The 24353-nt window shown below is 28.8% G+C and carries 22 protein-coding genes; 18 read left to right on the top strand and 4 right to left on the bottom strand.

Going from position 1 to position 24353, the window contains the following annotated elements:
- Positions 1-19: 19 nt before the first annotated feature.
- From infB to BN3657_RS06595, 18 genes are all read left to right on the top strand, one after another.
- Positions 20-2287 carry a translation initiation factor IF-2 gene (gene infB / locus BN3657_RS06510; protein ID WP_062552258.1) on the top strand — a complete coding sequence of 756 codons (2268 nt, stop codon included), beginning with the start codon at positions 20-22 and terminating at the stop codon, positions 2285-2287.
- Positions 2287-2640, top strand: a complete 354-nt coding sequence (rbfA, locus tag BN3657_RS06515; protein ID WP_019138282.1) for a 30S ribosome-binding factor RbfA — start codon at positions 2287-2289, stop codon at positions 2638-2640. The genes infB and rbfA overlap by 1 nt, the downstream gene beginning before the upstream one ends.
- Positions 2633-3607 (top strand): DHH family phosphoesterase, encoded by a 975-nt coding sequence (locus tag BN3657_RS06520; protein WP_062552564.1) that lies wholly within the window; start codon positions 2633-2635, stop codon positions 3605-3607. The genes rbfA and BN3657_RS06520 overlap by 8 nt, the downstream gene beginning before the upstream one ends.
- On the top strand, positions 3604-4494 hold the full coding sequence (gene truB / locus BN3657_RS06525) for a tRNA pseudouridine(55) synthase TruB (protein ID WP_074017851.1): 891 nt from the start codon (positions 3604-3606) through the stop codon (positions 4492-4494). Before BN3657_RS06520 ends, truB begins: the two co-directional genes overlap by 4 nt.
- Complete coding sequence (locus BN3657_RS06530) at positions 4491-5399, top strand: bifunctional riboflavin kinase/FAD synthetase (RefSeq protein WP_062552259.1); 909 nt, start codon at positions 4491-4493, stop codon at positions 5397-5399. Before truB ends, BN3657_RS06530 begins: the two co-directional genes overlap by 4 nt.
- A gap of 113 nt (positions 5400-5512) precedes the next feature.
- Positions 5513-5779, top strand: a complete 267-nt coding sequence (gene rpsO, locus BN3657_RS06535; RefSeq protein WP_019138285.1) for a 30S ribosomal protein S15 — start codon at positions 5513-5515, stop codon at positions 5777-5779.
- A gap of 43 nt (positions 5780-5822) precedes the next feature.
- Entirely contained in the window at positions 5823-7934 is a 2112-nt protein-coding gene (locus BN3657_RS06540) for a polyribonucleotide nucleotidyltransferase (RefSeq protein WP_062552260.1), read from the top strand.
- Between the two features lie 52 nt (positions 7935-7986).
- Entirely contained in the window at positions 7987-8418 is a 432-nt protein-coding gene (gene dut / locus BN3657_RS06545; protein WP_019138287.1) for a dUTP diphosphatase, read from the top strand.
- A 38-nt stretch (positions 8419-8456) separates the two neighbouring features.
- Positions 8457-10838, top strand: coding sequence for an FtsK/SpoIIIE family DNA translocase (locus BN3657_RS06550; protein WP_062552261.1), 2382 nt, complete (start codon positions 8457-8459; stop codon positions 10836-10838).
- Entirely contained in the window at positions 10831-12147 is a 1317-nt protein-coding gene (gene rimO / locus BN3657_RS06555; RefSeq protein ID WP_062552262.1) for a 30S ribosomal protein S12 methylthiotransferase RimO, read from the top strand. The genes BN3657_RS06550 and rimO overlap by 8 nt, the downstream gene beginning before the upstream one ends.
- Complete coding sequence (pgsA, locus tag BN3657_RS06560; protein ID WP_062552263.1) at positions 12144-12677, top strand: CDP-diacylglycerol--glycerol-3-phosphate 3-phosphatidyltransferase; 534 nt, start codon at positions 12144-12146, stop codon at positions 12675-12677. The genes rimO and pgsA overlap by 4 nt, the downstream gene beginning before the upstream one ends.
- A 20-nt stretch (positions 12678-12697) precedes the next feature.
- A complete protein-coding gene (locus BN3657_RS06565) occupies positions 12698-13933 on the top strand; it encodes a competence/damage-inducible protein A (RefSeq protein WP_062552264.1) in 1236 nt (411 codons plus the stop codon).
- 2 nt (positions 13934-13935) lie between these two features.
- Complete coding sequence (gene recA / locus BN3657_RS06570) at positions 13936-14991, top strand: recombinase RecA (RefSeq protein ID WP_062552265.1); 1056 nt, start codon at positions 13936-13938, stop codon at positions 14989-14991.
- Between the two features lie 17 nt (positions 14992-15008).
- The gene (locus BN3657_RS06575; protein ID WP_062552266.1) at positions 15009-15986 is read left to right on the top strand and encodes a metallophosphoesterase family protein; all 978 of its coding nucleotides are present in this window, start codon (positions 15009-15011) and stop codon (positions 15984-15986) included.
- Complete coding sequence (locus BN3657_RS06580; protein ID WP_062552267.1) at positions 15983-17434, top strand: AAA family ATPase; 1452 nt, start codon at positions 15983-15985, stop codon at positions 17432-17434. Before BN3657_RS06575 ends, BN3657_RS06580 begins: the two co-directional genes overlap by 4 nt.
- Entirely contained in the window at positions 17435-17668 is a 234-nt protein-coding gene (locus BN3657_RS06585; protein ID WP_019138294.1) for a hypothetical protein, read from the top strand. It abuts the gene before it with no gap.
- 4 nt (positions 17669-17672) lie between these two features.
- Positions 17673-18323 carry an ATPase gene (locus BN3657_RS06590; RefSeq protein ID WP_019138295.1) on the top strand — a complete coding sequence of 217 codons (651 nt, stop codon included), beginning with the start codon at positions 17673-17675 and terminating at the stop codon, positions 18321-18323.
- A 102-nt stretch (positions 18324-18425) separates the two neighbouring features.
- Positions 18426-18746, top strand: a complete 321-nt coding sequence (locus BN3657_RS06595) for a YerC/YecD family TrpR-related protein (protein ID WP_019138296.1) — start codon at positions 18426-18428, stop codon at positions 18744-18746.
- A gap of 18 nt (positions 18747-18764) precedes the next feature.
- Here BN3657_RS06595 and BN3657_RS06600 read toward each other — a convergent pair whose 3' ends face one another.
- From BN3657_RS06600 to rny, 4 genes are all read right to left on the bottom strand, one after another.
- Positions 18765-20486, bottom strand: coding sequence for an Rqc2 family fibronectin-binding protein (locus BN3657_RS06600; protein WP_062552268.1), 1722 nt, complete (start codon positions 20484-20486; stop codon positions 18765-18767).
- 592 nt (positions 20487-21078) lie between these two features.
- Positions 21079-21714: a copper amine oxidase N-terminal domain-containing protein gene (locus tag BN3657_RS06605; RefSeq protein WP_062552269.1), complete on the bottom strand. Its 636-nt coding sequence runs from the start codon at positions 21712-21714 to the stop codon at positions 21079-21081.
- A gap of 22 nt (positions 21715-21736) precedes the next feature.
- Positions 21737-22720: a tyrosine recombinase XerC gene (locus BN3657_RS06610; RefSeq protein ID WP_019138298.1), complete on the bottom strand. Its 984-nt coding sequence runs from the start codon at positions 22718-22720 to the stop codon at positions 21737-21739.
- A gap of 51 nt (positions 22721-22771) precedes the next feature.
- Complete coding sequence (gene rny / locus BN3657_RS06615) at positions 22772-24310, bottom strand: ribonuclease Y (RefSeq protein WP_062552270.1); 1539 nt, start codon at positions 24308-24310, stop codon at positions 22772-22774.
- Positions 24311-24353 lie beyond the last annotated feature (43 nt).

The raw sequence follows: 24353 nt of genomic DNA on the forward strand, positions 1-24353 counted from the left end.
TTTCTAGGAGGTGTTCAATTTGTCAAAAATTAGAGTACATGCGTTGGCAAAAGAGATTGGTATAACAAGTAAAGAATTAATTGCAAAGCTAAATGAACTTGAAATATCCGTAAAAAATCATATGTCAACTTTAGATAGTGCTGATGAAGAAAAAGTAAGGAATTTATATAAAAATAATTCCCATAAAAGTGAATCTCCTGTAAAGAATAATGATTCTAATATTAAGAGAGATGCAAACAAAAAGTCTGATTCTAATAAAAAATTTAAAGATAATAAGACTTTAGAAAGTAATACAGTAAAAAAGAAAGAAAATAATAAAAAATCTTCTAATCAAGTTAATAACTCTAACAATAAAAAAGAAGATAAGGATAATTCTTTTAAAAATAAAAATTCAAAGAATAAAAAGAAAAAGTCTAAAAATAAAGATAATAATGAAAATAACAACTTCTTTAAAAGAGATTTAACAAAAAAGAAACCTAAGAAAAAAGTTAAGTCAAAACATAGGGTTGAAGAAGATGATAAGGGAGATGATTCTATAACAGTGATTGCACCTATAACAGTAAAAGATTTTGCAAATCAACTTGGTGTATCTGTTTCTACAGTTATTACAAAGTTAATTGGTCTTGGGGTAATGGCAAATCAAAATCAAAGTATTGATGAAGATACTTGTATATTGCTAGCTGATGAACTTGGAATTGAAATCGAAATAGAAGCTCCAAATCTTGATGAGTCAGTGGAAGAAGAATATGGACTATTAAAAAAAGATAGGGAAAGAGATCTAAAAACTAGACCACCAGTAGTAACAGTAATGGGTCACGTTGACCATGGTAAAACATCCCTATTAGATTCAATAAAGAAAACTCATGTAACTCAATCTGAAGCAGGTGGAATTACTCAACATATAGGAGCATACACAGTTAATTTATCTGGAAAGAAGATAACTTTTCTAGATACTCCAGGTCACGAAGCTTTCACTTCTATGAGATTAAGAGGGGCTCAAACTACAGATATAGCTGTTCTTGTTGTAGCCGCAGATGATGGTGTTATGCCACAAACTATCGAAGCAATTTCTCACGCTAGATCTGCTGATGTACCGATTATTGTAGCTATCACAAAAATTGATAAACCAGAAGGAAATCCTGAAAGAGTAAAACAAGAATTAATGAACGAAAATCTTGTACCAGAAGAATGGGGTGGAGATACAATAGTTGTTGGAGTTTCATCTAAATCTGGAGAAGGTATTGATGAACTTCTTGAAATGATTCTTCTAGTAGCAGAAATGCGTGAATTAAAAGCAAATCCTAATAGACGTGCAATTGGTACAATAATTGAAGCAAATCTTGATAAGGCAAAGGGACCTATGGCCACTATTCTTATAAAAAATGGTACTCTAAGATTTGGTGATGCCATTGTATCTGGTACTTGTTCTGGAAGAATTAGAGCTATGGAAGATGATAAGAGCAAAAAAGTCAAAAAAGCTGGTCCATCTATGCCAGTTGTAATTTTAGGATTAAATGACGTTCCAAATGCTGGTGACACTATTTATGCAGTAAAAGATGACAAAACAGCTAAAGCTATTGCAGATAAAAACACAGAAATTTCAAGAGAAAAAAGATTAAGTCAAACAACTAAAATAAGTCTTGATAATTTATTTGAAAAAATATCTGAAGAAGATGTAAAAGAACTTAATATTGTTGTTAAAGGCGATGTAAAAGGTTCTGTTGAAGCTCTTAATCAATCTTTATTAAAACTTTCTACTGAAGAAGTTAAAATTTCTGTAATTCATTCAGGCGTCGGTGGAATTAATGAGTCAGATGTCACTCTTGCATCTGCATCTAATGCTATTGTAATAGGATTTAATGTAAGACCTAATATCAATGCCATAGAACTGGCAAAAACTGAAGATGTTGAAATTAGAACTTACAGAGTTATCTACGAAATCATTAATGACATTGAACAAGCTGCTAAAGGTATGCTAGATCCAGATATTGTTGAAGAAATCCTAGGAAGATGTGAAATAAGACAAACATTTAAACTACCAAACAATCAAATGGTAGCAGGTGTTTATGTACTAAGTGGTAAAATTTTAAGAAACTCAAAAGTTAAAGTTTTAAGAGATGACGTTGTTATTCACGAAGGAGATATTGCTTCACTAAAGAGATTTAAAGACGATGCTAAAGAACTTGCAACGGGCTTCGAAGGTGGTCTAGTTGTAGATGGATTTAACGACATTAAAGAAGGGGATCTTCTTGAGTCTTATATTCTAAAGGAAGTTGAGCGAGCATAATGAATAATAAAAGGATTAATAGAATTTCAGAAGAAGTTAAAAGAACAATTTCTAATATTGTTCAAAACGAATTGAAAGATCCAAGAATTCCTTCTATAACAAGTATATCTCATGTTGAGGTAACAAATGATTTATCTTACGCCAAGGTGTATGTATCTGTTTTAGGCGATGAATATGATAGAGATGAAGCTGTAGAAGGACTTAATTCAGCTAAGGGTTTTATAAAAAAAGAATTGGCAAAAAAAGTAAAACTTAGAGCTATGCCAGAATTGATTTTTATAAAAGATGATTCCATTGAAAGAGCTCTTGAACTTGACAAGTTAATTGATGAGGTTAATCGTGGAAATGACTAATTTAAAAGATCTTTCTTTGGAATTAAAAAATCTAATCGATACTAGTAAAAATATTGCTGTGGCATCACACTTAAATCCTGATGGAGACAATCTTGGATCAGTTACGGCAATGATTGGATTATTAGTTAAACTTGGGAAAAAACCAATTTTTATATTAGATGATACTATCCCATCTTCTTTTAAGTTTTTACCAAATTTATCTTATGCAAAAAGCCCAGATCAAATTGATTGTGAAATTGATTTATTTATTGCTCTTGATTCTTCTGATGAAGATAGAATGGGAGACAAGGTGAAAGAGATTTTTTCTAAATCAAAGAGAACTGCAAATATAGACCATCATTTTAGCAATAAAAAATATGCAGATTTAAATATTGTAGATGACAAATCTCCTGCAACTTGTGAAATTCTTGCAAGAATTTTTAAATCATTAAACCTTGAATTAAATAAAGAAATAGCTACTTCCTTATTTACTGGACTTTCAACTGATACAGGATCTTTTAAATATAGTTCAGTGACTTCAGATACTTTTAGTATTGCATCGGACCTATTTAAATATGATATTGACATTAATGAAGTTACAGTAAATATTTATCAAAGTAGGTCAAGACAAAAAACAGATCTTTTAATTAGAGCGATGAATTCTATAGAGTATTTTGATGATGATAGGATTGCAGTTGTTTTTGTTACAAAAGATGATATGGAAATAACAAAGGCATCTAAAGCTGATGCCGATGGTATAGTAGAATTTGTAAGAGATATAGATACAGTTGAATTGGCAGTCTTACTTAAAGAAAAAGAGGACTGTATTAGACTCTCTTTAAGATCTAAATCTTATGTAGATTGTACTGAAATAGCTTCTAAGTTTAATGGTGGTGGCCATATTAGAGCATCAGGAGGTACAATTTATTCTACAGATTTGGAAAAGGCAAAAAGAGATGTAGTTAATTTTGCAGAAGAGCAGCTATGATGGATGGACTTTTAGTTTTTGACAAAGACAAGGGAATAACTTCTCACGATTTAGTTTATAAAGTTAGACGAAAATTAGGCATAAAAAAAGTAGGTCATACAGGTACTCTTGATCCTATGGCAACAGGTGTACTTGTCATATCTATTGGCAAAGCTACTAAAACCAGTGAATATATAATTTCAAGTGATAAAGAATACGAAGCTAAAATAAAGTTAGGAATATTAACTGATACTTACGATATTACAGGAGAAATTTTAAAGAAAGAATCAGTTAATTTTACTGAAGAAGAAATTGGAGAATGTTTAAAAAAATTCACTGGAAAAATTTCTCAAAAGCCACCTATTTATTCAGCTCTTAAAGTTAAGGGTAAAAAACTTTATGAATACGCCAGAGAGGGCAAGAGTGTTGATATAAAAAAAAGAGATGTAGAGATATATTCAATAGATCTCTTAGGTTTTAATGGAAGCGATGAAATTTCAATTAGAACTAAAGTGTCAAAAGGAACATATATAAGATCTCTTGCTAACGATATCGGTGAATATTTAGGAAGCTATGGAACACTTACAGAATTAAGAAGGACTAGAACTGGTGATTTTAAAATTCAAGATGCTGTTGGAGTTTCTGAATTTGAAAATATGAGTGTAGATGAAATAAATAAAAAAATATTAGCAATGGATTTAGCACTTAGTAGTTTTAGTAGAATTGATATAGATAAAAATTATTATGAAAAATTTCTAAATGGACAATTTTATAGACTGAACAATAAAGTGGAAGATAAGGAATACAGAGTTTATTCTGATAATAAGTTTTTAGGAATTGGAGAAATCAGAATAATTGATGGGAAATTCTATCTGAAGATGAAGAAAAAATTGATAGGTGATTTATGAAAATAATTGAAATTGACTTAAAATTTGTAGCAAATGAAGAATCAGTTATTGCCCTTGGAAATTTTGATGGCGTTCATAGGGGTCATATCGAATTAATAAAAAAAGCAGTTGAAGATGCAAAAAAATTAAAAATTAAATCCAGCCTACTACTTTTTAATGAACACACAGACAATCTTGTTAAAGTTGGTAAAAAAGAAATAATTACGACAAATAAGACAAAATTTGAAATTCTTGAAAAACTTGGTGTAGATATAATTTATCTAATTAATTTTACAAAAGAATTTATGGCTTATAGTCCTATAATGTTTTTGGAGAATTTTTTAGCTAATAATTTAAAAATTAAAGGTGTAGTTGTTGGATATGACTACACTTATGGTTTTAAAAAATCAGGTGATGTTGAATTTTTAAATAAAAACAAAAAATTATTTAAAAGTGTTCATGTTATAGAACAAATTTCTTATAAAGGCGAAAAAATATCATCATCTCGTATAAGAAGCTTGATTGAAGAGGGAAGAGTAAAAGAGGCGCATAATTTACTATCAAGACCATATAAACTAATTGGTAAGATTATCCATGCCAAAGGTCTTGGTAAAAAAATGGGATATCCAACTGCAAATCTTGAGCTAGTAGATAATTTTGTAATTCCTAAATTTGGTGTTTACGACACTGATATTATTATTGATGGTAAAAGATTTAAAGCTTCAACCAATATTGGAACTAATCCAACTGTTGAACATGATGGAATTAAAATAGAAGCACATATTCTTGATTTTGATAGAGATATTTATGGCGAAATTGTTGAACTGGAACTTTTAGAATTTGTTAGACCAGAATTAAAGTTTGATAGTGTAGATGAACTTTTTGAACAAATAGCTAGAGATGTTTTAGTTACAAGGAATAGATGACTTTACAATAAATTAATTATGTGGTAAGATATACAAGGTTAAATAGCTATTCACAGTTGGTCGCTCCTCGACGCCTACTTTGATTAGCTTTATTAAGAAAATAGGAGGAAATTATGTTAGAACCAAATATTAAAAAAATTATTATTGACGAATTTAAAACTCATGAAGGTGATACAGGATCACCAGAAGTACAAATTGCAATTCTTACAAGAAGAATTAACGATTTAAATGAACACTTAAGAACTCATAAAAAAGATCACCATTCAAGAAGAGGACTTCTTAAAATGGTAGGTAAAAGAAGAAATTTATTGAGATATTTAAAAAATAAGGATATAGAAAGATATCGTACACTTATTAAAAAACTACAAATAAGAGGATAATAGGAGCGGTAATTCCGCTCTTTCTTATTAGAAGGAGGAAATAATGGAAAAAACTTATACTATGGATCTTGCAGGTTCTCAGTTAAAAGTAACAATTGGAAAAGTTGCTGAACAAGCAAATGGAGCTTGTTTAGTACAATATGGAGATACTGTTGTACTTGTTACTGCAACGGCATCTTCTAAACCAAGAGAGGGAATCGACTTTTTTCCTCTAAGTGTTGATTATGAAGAAAAAATGTATGCTGTTGGCAAGATTCCAGGTGGATTCATTAAGAGAGAAGGACGACCTAGTGAAAAAGCAACTCTAACAGCTAGATTAATCGACAGACCTCTTAGGCCTCTTTTCCCAGAAGGTTATAGAAATGATGTACACATAGTAGCAACTGTTTTAAGTGTTGATCAAGATCATTCACCAGAAATTGTTGCCATGATAGGTTCCTCTATTGCTCTTTCTATTTCTGATATTCCTTTTGATGGACCAACAGGTTCAGTTGAAGTTGGTTATATAGACGGTAAGTATATAATAAATCCTAATGAGGAAGAGAGAAATAATTCTAAGATTAATTTATCTCTTGCAGGAACTGAGACAGCTATTATGATGGTTGAAGCAGGTGCTCAGGAAGTTAGTGAAGCTGAAATGCTTGGTGCAATTTTAGACGGACATAATGTAATTAAAGAAATATGCACTTTCGTAAGTGACATCGCTGAGGAAATCGGAAAAGAAAAATCTGAATACGAAGTATTTAAAGCTGATGAAGAAATTGTTGCCAAAGTAAAAGAATTTGGAACAGACTTGCTTGTTGATGCTATAAGACAAAAAGATAAAGTTGTAAGAGAAGAAAAAACTGAAAAAGCTAAAGAAGAAATTAAAGAACACTTCGAGGACTTAATGGAAGAACACGCTAAAGATGTCTCAGCAGCTATAGATGAAATCGAAGTAACTGAAATAAGACGTGGAATAATTGAAGAGGAAAGAAGACCTGATGACAGAAAGCTTACTGAAATAAGACCACTTTCTTCAGAAGTTGGTGTTCTACCTAGAACTCATGGATCAGGCTTATTTACAAGAGGACAAACTCAAGTGCTTTCAATAGCAACTCTTGGAGCTATTTCTGAAGAACAAGTAATTGATGGTCTTGGTGATGATAGACCTAAGAGATATATTCATCATTATAACTTCCCTGGTTTTTGTGTTGGAGACACTAAACCATCAAGATCTCCAGGTAGACGTGAAATTGGACATGGAGCACTTGCTGAAAGGGCACTTTTGCCAGTTATCCCAGATCAAGAAACTTTCCCTTATACAATTAGAGTAGTTTCAGAAGTTTTATCTTCCAATGGATCATCTTCTCAAGCTTCTATATGTGGATCAACTCTTGCACTTATGGATGCAGGTGTACCTATCAAAGCTCCAGTTGCAGGTATAGCAATGGGACTAATAGAAGAAGAAGGAAAAATAAAAATTTTGACAGATATTCAAGGTTTAGAAGATCATTTTGGTGATATGGACTTCAAGGTAGCTGGTACTAGAAAGGGTATTACAGCTATTCAAATGGATATAAAAGTTGAAGGAATAAAAAAAGAAATTCTTGAAACAGCTCTTGATAGAGCAAAGGATGCAAGATTTGAAATTTTAGATCATATTGCTAAAACAATAGAAAAACCAAGAGAAGAACTTTCTAAATATGCTCCAATAATTCATATGATAAGTATAGATCCTGAAAGAATCGGCGAAGTTATCGGTGCTGGTGGTAAAATAATTAATAAAATTATTGAACAAACTGGTGTTAAAATTGATATCGATGATGATGGAAAGATTTCTATCCTATCAGATAGTGATGAAAAAGCTAAAGAAGCAATTTCAATTATAGAAGATATTGTAAAAGAAATTGAAGTTGGAGAAATATATGTTGGAAAAGTTAAGAAAATAGTCAAATTTGGTGCCTTTGTAGAATTAAAGAAGGGAACTGAAGGCTTGCTTCATATATCAGAAATTGCTCACGAAAGAACTAAAAATGTTGAAGATGTTTTAAAAGTTGGAGATTCAGTTGAAGTTAAGGTAATAGATATTGCCAAAGATACAGGAAAAATCTCTTTATCAAGAAAAGCTCTTTTAAAGAAAGAAAACAACAAAGAAGAAGAAAACAATAAATAAGATTTTGGTCGCATTAAGATTTATTTTAATGCGATTTTTTAAAGGAGAAATTATGAAATTAAAAGTTATAAATAAAAGCAAACACCCATTGCCAAATTATCAAACAGATGGCTCTTCAGGTATGGATTTAAGGGCAAATTTAGACGAAAAGATGGTCTTAAAGCCACTTGATAGAGTTTTAGTTCCAACAGGACTTTATTTTGAATTTGAAAAAGGATATGAAGCACAAGTAAGAGCTAGATCTGGGCTTGCTCTTAAAAAAGGTTTAGGACTTCCTAATGGAATTGGAACAATTGACTCCGATTATAGGGGTGAATTAAAAGTTATTTTAATTAATTTGAGTAAAGAGGATGTTGTTATCGAAGACGGCGATAGAATTGCTCAAGTTGTTTTTATGAAAATTGAACTTCCAGAAGTAGTTGAAGTACAAGAGATTAGTGAAACGAAGAGAAGTGATGGAGGCTTCGGTCACACTGGTCTTTGAGAGCACAAATTGTTATAATATTAATGAGGTGCTAACTCTTGAAAAGGAATACGAAAAACAATAAAAAATCTACAAATAAAAAAAATAATAAAAAGTTTAAAAATAGAAATAATCCTTCTAACCTTGGAAGCGGACAAGAAATAATGGGCTTGTTTCTAATAGTTATAGGTATAGTTTTTTTCATATGTCTATATAGTCAAAGAATGGGAATAATAGGTTCTCTAATTTATAAGCTGTTCTCTGTTTTATCAGGATCAGCAAATTTTGTTATACCTCTATTATTAATATTTTGGGGAATTCTATTTAATATTCAAGCTACTAAACTAAATATGAAACGATATATAGCTTACTCACTTTTAATTTTTTTATGCATCCTAGTTTTCTTAGATGGATTTAAGGAAATGGACATGACTCTTATAGAGAGAATAATAAAATCTACAGAGTATATGGATATAACTCGAAGTGGTGGAATAATAGGAGCAATTTTTGGTTTTTTCTCCTATAAGCTTTTAGGATCCCTAGGTACTTATTTAATATTAACTATAATAATTTTTGCGTCTATTTATTTAATGTTAAGACCAAATATGGATCAAATTATTATGGCTTTTGAAGATCTTGGGGAACATATTGAAGATAAAAAGAAAATATTAGAAGAAAAGAAAGCTCAAAAAAAATTAAAGCTTGAAGAAAAAGAAAAGAAAAAAGCTTTAAAAGAACTTAATAAAAAAGAAAAGTCTAAAAATCAAGTTGCTTCTGATTCAGTAGTTGAAACAAACGAATTATCAGAGAATTTAGTAATAAAAGATTATTCTGATGAAATAGATTCTGAAGATACAGATTTTATAAAGATAAATAATTTTGACAATAATAATCAAAAAAATTCAAGTTCAGAAAATGAAAATAATGAGAATTCTGAAAATACTGAAGAGGAAATAGTTGATACCATAAAAGACGATATTGAACATAAAAAAGAAGAGGAATTTGTCTATACTTATCCTGATACAGCTCTTTTGGAAAGAGTTTCATCAAAAGGAAATTTTTCTAAAGATGAAGTAGTTGAAAAAGGAAAGATTATCGAAAACACAATGAAGAACTTTGGTATTGATTCTAAAGTTGTGGCAATAAATCGTGGACCTGTAATTACTTCTTATGAATTGAAACCAGCACCAGGAATAAAATTATCAAGAATTGTCAGTCTTAGTGATAATATTGCCATGGCTCTTGCAAGTTCTGATTTGCGTATTGAAGCTCCTATACCAGGGAAAACTGTTGTAGGAATTGAAGTTCCAAATAAAGAAAAAGATTCAGTTGGATTAAAAGAAATAATAGAATCAAGGGAATTCAAAAGTATTAAATCTGATATACCTCTAACATTAGGTAAGGATGTTGAAGGAAATATTTTAGTATCAGGCATGGAAGATATGCCCCATCTTTTAATAGCGGGAGCAACTGGATCAGGTAAATCTGTTTGCATTAACTCAATTATAACTAGTGTCATTTATAAATCATCTCCTAAAGATGTAAAACTTATGTTAATAGATCCTAAAGTTGTTGAGTTAAGTGTTTATAACGGAATTCCACATCTTTTAATTGACGTAGTCACTAATCCTAAAAAAGCTGCTTTCGCACTTAATTGGGCTGTTGATGAAATGGAAAAAAGATATTTAGCCTTTGCTGAAAATCATGTAAGAGATTTAAAAGGTTTTAATAAAAAAATGATTTCTGAAGGAAGAGAAAATGAAAAACTTCCTAAAATTTTAATAATAGTAGATGAATTAGCAGATCTGATGATGGTTGCTTCAAAAGAAATTGAAGAATATATAGCAAGGCTCGCTCAAAAGGCAAGAGCTGCAGGTATGCATTTGATACTTGCTACACAAAGACCTTCAGTTGATGTTATTACAGGTACTATTAAAGCTAACGTTCCTTCTCGTATAGCATTTTCAGTAGCTTCTGCTGTGGATTCTAGGACTATACTGGACATGGGTGGAGCAGAAAAACTACTTGGAAAGGGAGATATGCTTTTCTATCCAAGTAAATATCCAAAACCTAAAAGAATTCAAGGTGCTTTTATAAGTGATGGCGAAGTTGAGAGACTTGTTGATTTTGTAAAAAATAATAACGAAATTAAAAATAATGTTGAATCTAAGATTGAACAAGCTATAGAAGATAAGAAAGTAAAAATCGATGATGAAAAAGATCCACTTTTTAAGGATGCTGTTGAACTTGTTATAAATGACGAGCAAGCTTCTATTTCTTATATTCAAAGAAAGTTAAAAGTTGGATATTCTAGAGCAGGAAGAATAGTTGATCAAATGGAAGAAATGGGAATAATTGGTCCTCATGAGGGATCAAAACCTCGTAAACTATTAAAGACAAGAGAAGAATTAGATATGATTTTAGGTGATGAAGATGAATAATGTGCATATAGTTACTTTAGGATGTTCTAAAAATGATGTAGACTCCTCTATGATGTACTCACTTTTAAATAAAGATAAATATAAAATGGTTAAAAGACCAAGTGACGCAGATATTTTAATAGTTAATACTTGTGGATTTATTGATTCTGCAAAGGAAGAATCAATTGACACTATATTAGAATCAGTAGAATATAAGAAAAATGGAAGATGTAAAAAGGTTCTTTTGTCAGGATGTTTGGCACAAAGATATCCAGAAGAACTTATAAAAGAAATACCTGAAATTGATGGAATTATAGGAACAGGAAATATAAATTATATAAACGAGCTCTTAGATAGAAGTCTAGAAGGAGATTTATTTATAAAAACAGATAATTTGAACTCAGCTTATATTGAAGGTGTAAGAAAAGATCAAGTTAATACTACTGAATATGTAAAAATATCTGAAGGTTGTAATAATAATTGCTCTTATTGTATAATACCTTCTCTTCGTGGAAAAAATAGATCTAGAACAATTGAAGATATATATAGTGAAGTTGAATACTTAGTTGATAAAGGAGCAAGAGAAATCATTTTAATTGCTCAAAATACAACAGACTACGGTATTGATTTATACTCAAAGTATTCTTTATCTAATTTAATAAAGGAAATTTCTAAGATTAAAAATCTTAAATGGATAAGAGTTCTTTATCTTTACCCCGATCATTTTACAGATGATTTAATTGAAGAGTTTAAAAATAATGATAAGCTAATTAAATATGTTGATATGCCTCTTCAACATATTTCAGATAATGTTTTAAAAAGAATGAATAGAAAAACAAGTAAAGACCATATAATAAAAACATTAAAAAGCCTTAGAGAGTCTGTAGATGGTATTGTAATAAGAACTACATTCATTGTTGGATTCCCAGGAGAAACAGAGGATGATTTCAAAGAATTAATTAATTTTATTAAAGACGTTAAGTTTGATAAGCTTGGAGTTTTTGAATATTCTAAAGAAGAAGGAACAAGTGCATCCTTATTAGATAATCAGATTCCAGATGAAATTAAGGAAAATAGAAAAAATGAAATAATGTCTATTCAAAATGAGATCTCTAGTGAAGTTCTTTCAGAAAAGATAAATGAGAAATTAGAAATTTTAATAGAAGAGAAAATTGATGGAAATAATTATGTGGGAAGAACATACATGGATGCTCCAGAAATTGACGGAGTGACTTATATAACTAGTGATAGAGATTTAAATATCGGTGATTTTGTAGATGTTAAAATAATAGATAGTCTTGATTATGATTTAGTAGGTGAATTGATATGAACACTCCAAATAAGTTAACTCTTATGAGAACTATAATGGTTCCTATTTTTGTACTTTGTATGTATTTAGATTTTAATAATTCTAGAATTATTGCAACAGCTATTTTTGCTATAGCTTCTTTTACTGATTTTCTTGATGGACATATTGCAAGAAGGGATAATTTAGTTACTAATTTTGGCAAATTTGCAGATCCACTAGCAGATAAAATATTAGTTTGTTCAGCTATGATAATGTTAGTAAGCACTGGCGAGATGCCTGCATGGGCTGTTATAATCATAATAGCTAGAGAATTTACTATTACAGGATTTAGAATAATTGCAGCTTCAGAAAACATTACTATTGCAGCAAGTCCACTTGGTAAATTTAAAACAGTGACTCAGTTAATATCTAATATTTTACTTTTGAGTGGAATAAGTAGCCTAAGAAATTTTGGAATGGTAATATTTTATCTTGCAGTTATATTTACTGTTATTTCTGGTGCAGATTACCTTATAAAAAATAAAAAAGTTTTAGATTTAGAAAATATTTAAGAAAAAATTTAAGGAGAAGTATGAAAGCAAGTGTTTTAACAGTTGGAACAGAAATATTAATTGGCTCTATAACTAATACAAATTCAAAATATATTTCTGAAAAACTAACTGATATGGGATTAGATGTAGTAAGACAAGTTTCAGTTGATGATGAATTAGATGAAATAGTGAGTGAACTAAAGTACTTATCAAAAACATCTGACTTAATCGTAATAAGTGGAGGTCTTGGTCCTACTAATGATGATATAACCAGAGATGCTGTTGCAAAATTTCTAAATAGAAAGATTTATCTTGATAAAGACGAAAAAGAAAAATTGGAAGATAGATTTAATAGATTTGGAAGAAAAATGACTCCAAATAATTTAAAGCAAGTTATGTTAATAGAAGGGTCAGAAAAAATAGAAAACCACTGGGGTGTAGCATTAGGTGAATATATTGAATTTGACAACAAAAAAATAATTTTACTACCTGGACCACCAAATGAAATGGAACCAATGTTAGATTATTATTTTGCCAATAAATCTTTTACTAAAGACAATATAATTGTAAAATCTATTGATGTTATCGGCTTAGGAGAGTCTATAATTGAAGATAGAATCAGAAAAATGACTTTTTCAGATAAAGATATAAGTATAAACACCTTTGCTCATGGGACTCATACTGAAATTAAGATAATTGGAAAAAATTCTAACTTTGAGAAACTTCAAAGTTCGATCGATGTCACTGTAAGTTCTCTTTATAAGGAATTTAACACTCATATTTATTCAGAAAATAATGAAGATGTTGCAAGACAAATTGTAAATATACTTGAAAAAAACAATTTAAAAATTTCTTTTGCTGAATCTATAACTGGCGGCTTACTTAGTTCTGCTATAACAGATATAAGTGGAGCTTCAAAGGTAATAGAAACATCCTTTGTTACTTATTCAAATGATTCAAAAAATAAAAATCTTAATGTATCAAATAATACTTTAAGAGATTTTGGAGCAATTAGTGATAATACAGCATATGAAATGGCAAAAGGAATAAGAGAAAGATCTAAATCAAATATTGGTGTAGCTACTACTGGAGAAGCAGGACCAAACTCATCAGAAACTGAAGTGGGAAATGTTTTTACTTGTATATTTTTTGGAGAAGATAATTATAAATTAAATCATTATTTCTTTAGTGGAGATAGAAATAAAATACGAAGAAGCACTGTAAATAGAGTTTTATCAGAAATTCTATATTTACTTAGAAAAAATTATAAGGAGTAATTATGAAAGACAATAATTTAAGTAAGGAAAAACAAGAAGCTCTACACAATGTTATTTCAAAAATTGAAAAACAATATGGTGAAGGATCTGTTATGATTCTAGGTGATGACGTAAAGCTAGATATCGATTCTATTCCAACAGGATCACTAGCACTTGATATTGCTCTTGGCATTGGCGGTATACCTAAAGGAAGAATTATAGAAATTTATGGACCTGAATCTTCAGGCAAGACAACATTAGCTCTTCATATGTTAGCTGAAGCCCAAAAAATTGGAGGTACGGGAGCTTTTGTCGATGCAGAGCACGCACTTGATGCTGGTTACGCAAAAAACTTAGGTGTTGATATTGAAAACTTAATTATTTCACAACCTGATACTGGTGAACAAGCTCTAGAAATAACAGAGGCTTTGGTTAGATCTAATGCAGTAGATTTAATTATAATTGACTCTGTTGCAGCTCTTGTTCCTAAAGCTGAAATAGATGGTGATATGGGTGCTGCACAAATTGGTCTTCAAGCTAGGTTAATGTCACAAGCCTTAAGAAAGTTAACAGGTGCAATTAATAAATCAAAGTGCACTGTTGTATTTATTAATCAACTTAGAGAAAAAGTTGGAATTATGTTTGGTAATCCTGAAACAACAACAGGAGGTAGGGCGCTTAAATTTTATTCTTCAGTAAGACTTGATATAAGAAAATCTGAAAATATAAAAAAAGGTGACGAAATTATTGGTAATAGAGTAAGAGTTAAGGTTGTTAAAAATAAAATCGCTCCACCTTTTAGACAAGCAGAATTTGACATTATGTATGGAAAAGGCATATCAAGTGTAGGAAATATTCTCGATGTAGCTGCTGAAGCTGATATTGTTAAAAAAGCTGGTGCTTGGTATTCTTATGGTGAAGAAAGACTTGGACAAGGTAGAGAAAATGCTAAAGAATATTTAGAAAACAATGAAGATTTATTAAAAGAAATTGAACACAAGGTAAGAGTTTACTATAACTTAATAGAAGATGACGAATCTACAGAAGAAAATATAGAAGAAAGTCCAAAAGCTGATTAAAAACAAGGTGTGATTTTTTGAAATTACTTTACTTAACAGACACCCATATAAGAGGAACTAGTCCTAAAAATAGACTAGATGATTATTATGAAAGCTTAAAAGAAAAATTAAAAGAAATTTCAAATATTATTCGTGAAGAAAAAGTTGACTATGTCTTACATGGAGGAGATTTATTTGATCGTCCTGATGTTTCGGTTAGTATTGTTTCTGATTTTGCAAAAATTTTTCAAGACTTTGGTGTGCCTATATATATAATAAGCGGAAATCATGATATTTTTGGACATAATCCTGATACTTTAGATAGGACTATGTTAGGTTTATTGTGTAATCTTGGCATAATGAATTTAGTTAATTATAAGAAAATAATATTAGAAAAAGATATAAAAGTACAATTGACAGGTTCACCATATATTTATTCCATGGACGAAGCATCAAACAAAGAAAATTATATTATAAACGAAGTTGATGAGACTTGTAAGTACGCAATCCATATGACACATGGTTTTTTAATTGATAAGCCATTTTTAAAAGAAGTACCTCATACTATTATAGATGATATTAGAAATACTAAGGCAGATATAACTTTAGCTGGTCACTATCACTTTGGTTTTAAAACTGTAGAGCTAGATAATAAATATTTTATAAATCCTGGAGCTTTAATGAGAATTTCTAATTCAAAGATAGAAATAAAAAGAAAACCAAAGGTTAATATTATTACATTAGGAAATGATATTAAAATAGAAGACAGGTTTTTAAAATGCGCAAAAGCAGGAGAAGTTGTTTTAGATAGATCTGAAATGGAAAGACATAAATTTAAGGGTATTAAAATGGCAGAATTTAAGGAAAGTATTGATGCTTCAGCTAATTATAAAAGTTTAGATATTTTTGATTTACTTTTAAAAATTTCTAAGAGCGAAAAAATATCTGAAGATATAAAAAAAGAAGCTCTAAAAAGAGTTGAAGAAGCACAAATTAATGGAGTTGAATATAAATGATATATATAAAAAATGTTGAACTTCATAATTTTCAATCTCATAATTATACAGAAATTGAATTTGACCGAGGATTAAATGTTATCCTCGGTAATTCTGACGCAGGAAAAACTGCAATACTTAGAGCAATAAAATGGGCTCTATATAATGAACCTAAGGGAGATTATTTTATTAGGCAAGGAGAAAAAGAAGTTTCTGTAAAAGTTACCTTTTCAAATGGTGTTGTTGTAGAGAGATCTAGAACTCCTTCCAAAAATTCCTACTATCTTATGACAGCTGAAGGTGAAGAGATGAGATTCGAAGGATTTGGTCTAGATGTACCTAAAGAAATAAGAGATGCAACTAATATGTATAAAGTTTCTCTTGATAATTCTAACAATAAAAGTATTTTAAATATAGCAGAACAACTTGATGGACCATTTTTGTTAAATGAACAGGCTTCTTTAAGGGCTTCTGCAATTGGTCGATTAATTGGAGTAAACTACGTTGATGATGCTTTAAGAAATGTTGTAAGAGATAATAAAAGGTTGAGTCAAGAAATTGATACTTTAAAAAAAAGTAGGGAAGATTACAAAAATCAACTCAAAGAGTTTGAGTATATAGATGATTATAAAAATCGTTTTGAGAAAATATCTGCTATTCGAAATAAAATCGAAAATCTTCAGCATAAACTTGATTTGGCTTCAAAATTAAAAGATGATTATGAAAAAATTGATAATGCTATTCTTGAAACAAATAATTTAGTTTTAAAATTTAAAGATCTAGATAAAATTGAAAATATACTTCCAAAATTAGAAAATTATTTAATTAAAAAAAATAGTTTTGAAAATTACCAAAATAGATTGTTAAAGACAGCTAAAGAAATAGATTTAATGAATCTTAACTTAGATAAGTTAAAGAATATTAATAATTTGTCTGAAAAGACAAAAGTAATTGAAGTAAAAGAAGCTAAATTAAAAAATTATCTGAGAATTGAAGAGAAGTATAAAATTAATTTTTCACAAATAAATGAATTACTTTTAAATTTAGATAAATTTAGAAATAATGACCAAATCGAAAGCATAATTAAAGATCTTGAACAAAATATTAATTTTTATAATAAACTTTCATCTTCATACATAGCATTAAATAAAATATTATCAAATTTAAAAATAGGAAAGGACTATATAAAGAAATTTGATAATAATAAAAATATATCTGATATTTTCAAGAATTTACAGTCAAAGCTAATTCAATTAAATAAACTAAAAGAATTGAATATTAAGTATTGCGATCTAAATAATAATATAAAATATGAAGAAAATGAAATAGAAAAAACTATTCAAGACATAAAGAATTATACAGATTCCTATGAAAAGACTATTCTTGAATTAGGTGTTTGCCCATTTTGTTACAGTGAAATTAATAGTCAGTCTATTGAGCATATAAAATACCATTTAAGGAATGATTAAATGAATTACGAAGAAAATTTAAAAAATTTAAAAGAACAACTTGATAAACTTAAAAATATGAAATACAAGTCTGAAGCCAGACTTGAACAATTAAATGCACAAAAAAAAGAAATACTAAATGAAATTGAAGATTTAGGTATAAAACCAGAGGAATTAGAAAGTGAAATTTCTAAATTAAAAAATGAAATAGATAGTCTATTTAATGAAGCAAATGATTTAATGCCAAGGTTGTGATTTTTTGGAACTAAAAGATTTAGATAACAAACTCTCAGAATTAAATAATAAAATTTTAAATGATGAGGGAAAAGTTGAAATATTAAAGGATCAGCTTGATAAAGTTGAGCTCAAATTAAGCGACAAGGAGAAATACAGCGATATCTTAACTCAGGTGTCTATTCTATTTCAAAAAACGTCTGAATTCGCTAGAGAACAATCTAAACGACAAATTGAAGATACTGTGACCAAATGTCTTCAATTTATACTAGAAACTGATATAGAATTTCTAATTGAATTATCTGAATCTAGATCTGTGCCTGTTGCAGAATTTTTTGTTCAATCTAATTATCCAGAAGGATATAGCATAAAAACAAAACCAGAAATTGCTCGTGGTGGTGGAGTTGTCGATATAATTTCTCTAGCACTTAGAATTGCATTCTTGCAACAAAATCAGCCTTTATTATCAGGTCCATTAATCCTTGATGAACCAGGAAAACATGTTAGCAATGATTATATTTTTAATTTAGGAGAATTTTTAAAAAGGTCTTCTGGAATTTTTAATCGACAAATTATCATGGTTACACATAATCCTCATTTGTCACAAATTTCTGACAAAGCATTTCAAGTTTCAAACAAAAGGGGAATAAGTGAAGTAAGTGTTTACGAGCATTAAGATTTTCTTGACTTTAGTGAGTAAAATTGTTAGTATATTAATGAGAATATAGAGCGTTTATATATTATATGAATATTAAGCTTTAAGTCAGGAGGAAATATAATGATTTACGACTCAAAAATAAAAAATAAAGATGTAGATGGTTTATTTGAAGCCATTCTTTTACTAGAGAATTTAGAAGAGTGTTATAGATTTTTTGAAGATATTTGTACAGTTAAAGAATTACAAGCAATAGCACAAAGACTTCAAGTTGTTAAGTTATTAATAAAAAATAAAACTTATCATGAAATTGAAAGTGAAACTGGTGCTTCAACAGCAACTATATCTAGAATCAATAGATCTTTAAATTATGGATCTGATGGATATAAACTAGTACTACAAAGATTAAATATTATAGACGAAGATGAAGAAGAAAAAGAATAAGGCTTACCTTATTCTTTTTTATATGTTTACATTTATAGTTTTGTAATTTGTGTATGTGACCAAACCAGGTTTTTTGGCAGGATGTCTTTTAACATTCATTTTAAAAGTATAATCTACTGGAATATTTTGAGATTTTGAAAGTGAACTATATTTTGCCGCCAGTTTAGCCGCCGTTATTAAAGAATTATTTGAAAAATCTCTATTATCATTTTTAAGTATTACGTGAGAACCTGGGGCATCTTTAACATGAAACCATAGGTCATTTTTTTTAGCTTTTTTTAATGTCAAATAATCATTTTGTTTGTTATTTTTACCTATAAATATATCAAATCCGTCTTCCGTTTTTAATTTAAGATAATTTTCCTGAGAATCTTTTCTCTTTTTATTATTTTTTTTCTTCTTCTTTTTTAAATATCCTTCTTTTTCAAGTTCTTCGTATAAATCATCAATTTCATCTGGCGTTTCAGCAAATTCAATATTTAATAAAATTGATTCTAAATAATTTAATTCAGATTTACCAATTTCAATTTGTTCCTTTAAATAAATCGCAGCATTCTTAAGCTTAGAAAACTTCTTATAATATTTTGAAGCATTAGAGGGACCATCAAGCTTTGAATCAAGGGGTATCTCAATTTCTTCCATTTCATTGTAGAAATTTTCAACTTTAACTGATTCTGCTCCTTTTTCTATTTTGTAAAAATTAGAAGAAATGAGATCCGCATAAATTTTATACTTTTCTCTATTTAAAGCAAGGTTTAGTTCGTTAGATTGGTTAGATAGTTTACGTGAAATTTTATCAATATTTTTCTTAACAGATTTTTTTAGTTCTTTACTCTTAGTTCCTAAAGTGTCCCTTAAAAATTTTGAATTATAAAATTCCTCTAAGAGGGAAGAGATGGATTCGGCTTTAATTTTTTCTTTTTCACTTAACTCTTTTAGATCTATTGAATAGAAATCCTTAAAAATTTCATCTCTATAAATTTTTATCGGAGTAAAATTATTTTTCCTAATATTAGAAAAGATTTCAATAAAGTTTTTATTTAAAATTTCTATTTCATCACTATTTAAGGCAGAAATATTTCTTTTAAAGTCTATATTTGATCTATATTCAAGTTCTCTGCACATTTGTGGACTAATACCAGTAAATGTTTTAATAAAAAAAGTTTTTAGATTAAAATTTTCTTCCTGATTTTTTATAATATCGACAATAGACAAAGTATCACAAGGATTCAATCCATCTGATATATCATCAGCATTATAAATAAGACCTGGTAAAATTTCTCGGACACTAGAAAGATTAAAATTAACTCTTTTTAAAGAGTCAATAATTTTTTTACTATCATTATCAATTAAAATTACATTAGAGTGTTTCCCCATAAGCTCTATAATAAGACATTTTTCACTAAATAAACCTAGTTCATCGCGAGATTTGACATGAATTTCGATTATTCTATCCATTTTATATTGACAAACTTTTAATATTTGATTATTTTCAAGGTGTTTTCTAAGTAACATGCAAAATGCAGGGGGATTTTGAGGACTATCAAATATTTCTTCGCTAAAATATATCCTAGGACTACCAGATATTGATATAAATAACCTTTCTTTTCGTCCATTAGATCTAATATTAATTAAAAGATCATTGTTTTCATTTTGGTAAATTTTATCAATTCTACCGTTAATAATTCTATTATTTATTTCATAAACTAAGTTTTTAACTACTGTACCATCTAAAGACATATAATCACCTAAAATTTATTATAACATATTATTAATTGAAAAAAATATAGTTTAAATCTAATAAAACATATATTTAGAACAAATGTGCTCACTAAAAAACACATTGCATAAAAAATAGAAAAAGTAATTAATATGATATTTATTATTTTATAATCAAAACATATTATAATAACAAAACAAAAATTAAATTAAAGGATATAAGCAAGTATTAGAATTATTTTAAGAAATATAATAGAACTTAGTAAGTAATGAAGTTAATTATATATTATTAACATGACGAATTTTATAAGCTGAAGAGATTAAATCATACAAAAATAAATTCACTAGTAAATAAAAAAGTTATTTATAATAACGGTATTATTATTAGAGTATTATTATATAATTGAAATCTTTAAAAGAAAATATTTGGTGACATTCAGTAAAAAGTCGGATAATATTATAAAATAATTTAAAAATAGTCACAAAATTATTATTTTGTGACTATTTTTATCTTCATCAAATATGAATTTTTTACTTAATTCGCTAGGTTCCCTTCTAAAATAACTTAAAAAATAAAATTCTTTATACAAAAGTATATTTATAATATTTTTAATTAATCAAATAGAGAATTTTTAGATTCATTTTTGTTAGTATCTAGAGAATTGTCTGTAGTTTCTTTAATATCTTTATATTCTTCATTTTTTACATTTTTGTTTTCTTGGCTATCTTTATTTTCTTCATAATTATATCTTTTTCCCTTAGTCTTAAAGTTTCCAGAAATATAAACAGAATCATTTTTCCAATCAACATTTAGACCTAAAGTTTCAGAAACAAATCTAATTGGTACATAAGTCCTTCCATCAAATAAAATAGCTGGAGAATCTAAATTCACAACTGAATCAACTCCTCCATTATTGATCTTAGCCTTAGTTGATTTAATATCAAGTTCTACTAAAACATCAATTGCTCCTATAAGAATTCCACTTGTATTAGTTTCTTTTCTTTGATAAAAATTAATATTAGCACCTAAATTTTCAGAAATATATCTAATTGGAACCATTACCCTATCGTTTGTTTTATCTAAATAAGCTTTACCCATATCTTCAGGAATTGTTTGTATACTGTCATTTATATAAATGCTAATATTTTTGTCTGAAGCTTCCTTAGGTAGTTTACCAGCTGCAAAAACTGATGTTGTTAAAAGCATAGTCATAATTCCTATGCCAAGAATTTTTTTAAAATTTTTCATAATCTCTCCTTAAATATTATCTTCATTTTTCATTATCTTCTTTCATAGTTTCCTTTATTCCTGCTAAAGGATTTGATGCCACCATCTTTTTAAGAGCTTTTTTATTTACATGAGTATAAATTTCAGTTGTGTTAACTGATTCATGACCTAGAATCTCTTGAAGAGACCTTATATCTGCATTTCCATACTCATATAATAAAGTAGCTGCAGTATGTCTTAGTTTGTGGACTGAATATTTATTTGTATCTAATCCTGAATTTTTCATATGTTTTTCAATCATATGTTGTATTGATCTATTGCTCATTCTTTGTTGTCTCATAGACAAGAACATGGCATCGTCTTCAATTTGAGGTCTTAGCTTTAAATATTCATTGATTGCATAAATGCAAGCTTGATTTAAATATATTATTCTCTCCTTGTTACCTTTTCCTATAACCTTTAGAGTATTGTCCTCTTGGACATGAGAAATATTTATACCTGCGAGTTCTGAAAGTCTCATACCACAGTTTAAAAATAAGGTCACTATTGCATAGTCTCTCTTTTTATAAACAGCCTTAAGTTTTGAATTTTCTATTGTCTTTAATAAATTTAGACTTTGTTCCAAACTTAAATAAACTGGCAAAGTCTTCTCAACCTTTGGCATATCTATGTCAATAACAGGATTTACTTTAATTATATCAATTTTTGAGTGCAAATAATTATAAAAACTTCTTATAGAAGAAATCTTTCTAAATTTTGATCTGTTTGAAATTTTTCTTTCTCTTTCAAGAAAAGCATTATAAGCATAAATATCCTGTTTTGTCACACTTTCAAATAACTCAGCATTTATATCTTCAATAGGAATATCATCAAAATCAATAGATGAATCTACTAACCCTTTTCTCCTTTTAATAAATCTTACGAACATTCTAAGATCATAATAATATTCTTTTACAGTATTCTCAGATGCACCTTTAGTAGCCTTCATATAGTCTAGGAAATCATCTATCAAATTAGAATTAATCAAATTCATCACCTTCTATAAAAATAAAAACCTGACATTTAGTCAGGTTCTCAATTATTTAGCGTATTCAACTGCCCTAGTTTCTCTAATTACATTAACTTTAATTTGACCAGGGAAATCTAATTCAGACTCTATTCTTTTAACAATTTCTCTTGCAGTAATAGTTATTTCTGCTTCAGAAATCTTTTCAGGTTTTACAATTATGCGTATTTCACGTCCAGCTTGAACAGCATAGGACTTTTCAATACCGTCAAAATCATTAGCAATCTCTTCAAGTTTTTCAAGTCTTTGAATATATGATTCAACAGTTTCACGTCTTGCACCTGGTCTAGCTGCTGAGATAGCATCAGCTGCTTGAACCAAAACAGATTCAACACAATTAGGTTCAACATCACCATGATGAGATTGGATTGCATTTATAACAAACTCAGACTCATGATATTTTCTTGCAATTTCAACTCCAATATCAACATGTGGAGCATCTAGATTCCTATCAACTGACTTTCCTAAGTCGTGAAGCAATCCACCTCTCTTAGCAAGTTTAACATCTGCACCAATTTCACCAGCCAAAATTCCAGCTATTTCAGAAACTTCTACAGAATGCTTTAAGTTGTTTTGACCGTAACTTGTTCTATACTTCAACCTACCAAGATATTTAATAATTTCTGGATGAAGTCCATGAACTCCTGCATCATAAGCAGCTTGTTCACCAGACTCCTTGATAATAGTTTCTACTTCGTTTTTAGCTTTTTCAACAGTTTCTTCAATTTTTGTTGGATGGATTCTTCCATCATTAACAAGTTTTTCAAGAGCAACTCTTGCAATTTCTCTTCTAATTGGATCAAAACAAGATAAAACAACTGCTTCTGGAGTATCATCGATAATTAAATCTACGCCTGTTATAGACTCAATTGCTCTAATATTTCTACCTTCACGTCCTATTATCCTTCCCTTCATTTCATCATTAGGAAGATTTACAACAGCAACTGTAGACTCTGCTACTTGATCTGCAGCACATCTTTGAATAGCTTGAGCTATAACATTTCTAGCATACTTTCCAGATTCCTCTTTGATTCTGTTTTCGTTTTCTTTAATAATTAGTGCTGATTCATTAGTTATTTCTTTTTTTAGTTCATTTAGAAGAATTTCTTTACCTTCATCTTTAGTAAGACCAGCAAGTTTTTGAAGTTCTTCTTCTCTCTTTTTAACAAGTTCATCAGCTTGATCTTCCTTTTCTCTCAAGCCTTCTAATTTTTTGCTAAGTTTCTCATCTTTCTTTTCAACTTGAATAGACTTTTTATCTAACAATTTTTCTTTAGATAAAACGCGATCTTCTAATTCTTTAATTTCTGATCTTCTTATCTTAGCTTCATTTTCTTGTTCAGATCTTAACTTTTGAATCTCTTCTTTAGCTTCAACAAGCAAAACTTTCTTTTGAGTTTGAGCTTGATTTTCAGCATCGTATATTATCTTTTTAGATAATTCTTCAGCATTTTTAATTTTACCTTCAGAAATATATTTTCTAATAGCATAGCCTATAGCTAAGCCAATAATACCGATTAAAATAGATATTAAAGTACTACTAAAATCCATTCTACACACCTCCTATTTAGTTTTCATGTTTCAAATTTTAAAA

This window comes from Peptoniphilus phoceensis, from assembly GCF_001517665.2.
Classification (GTDB): domain Bacteria; phylum Bacillota; class Clostridia; order Tissierellales; family Peptoniphilaceae; genus Peptoniphilus_A; species Peptoniphilus_A timonensis.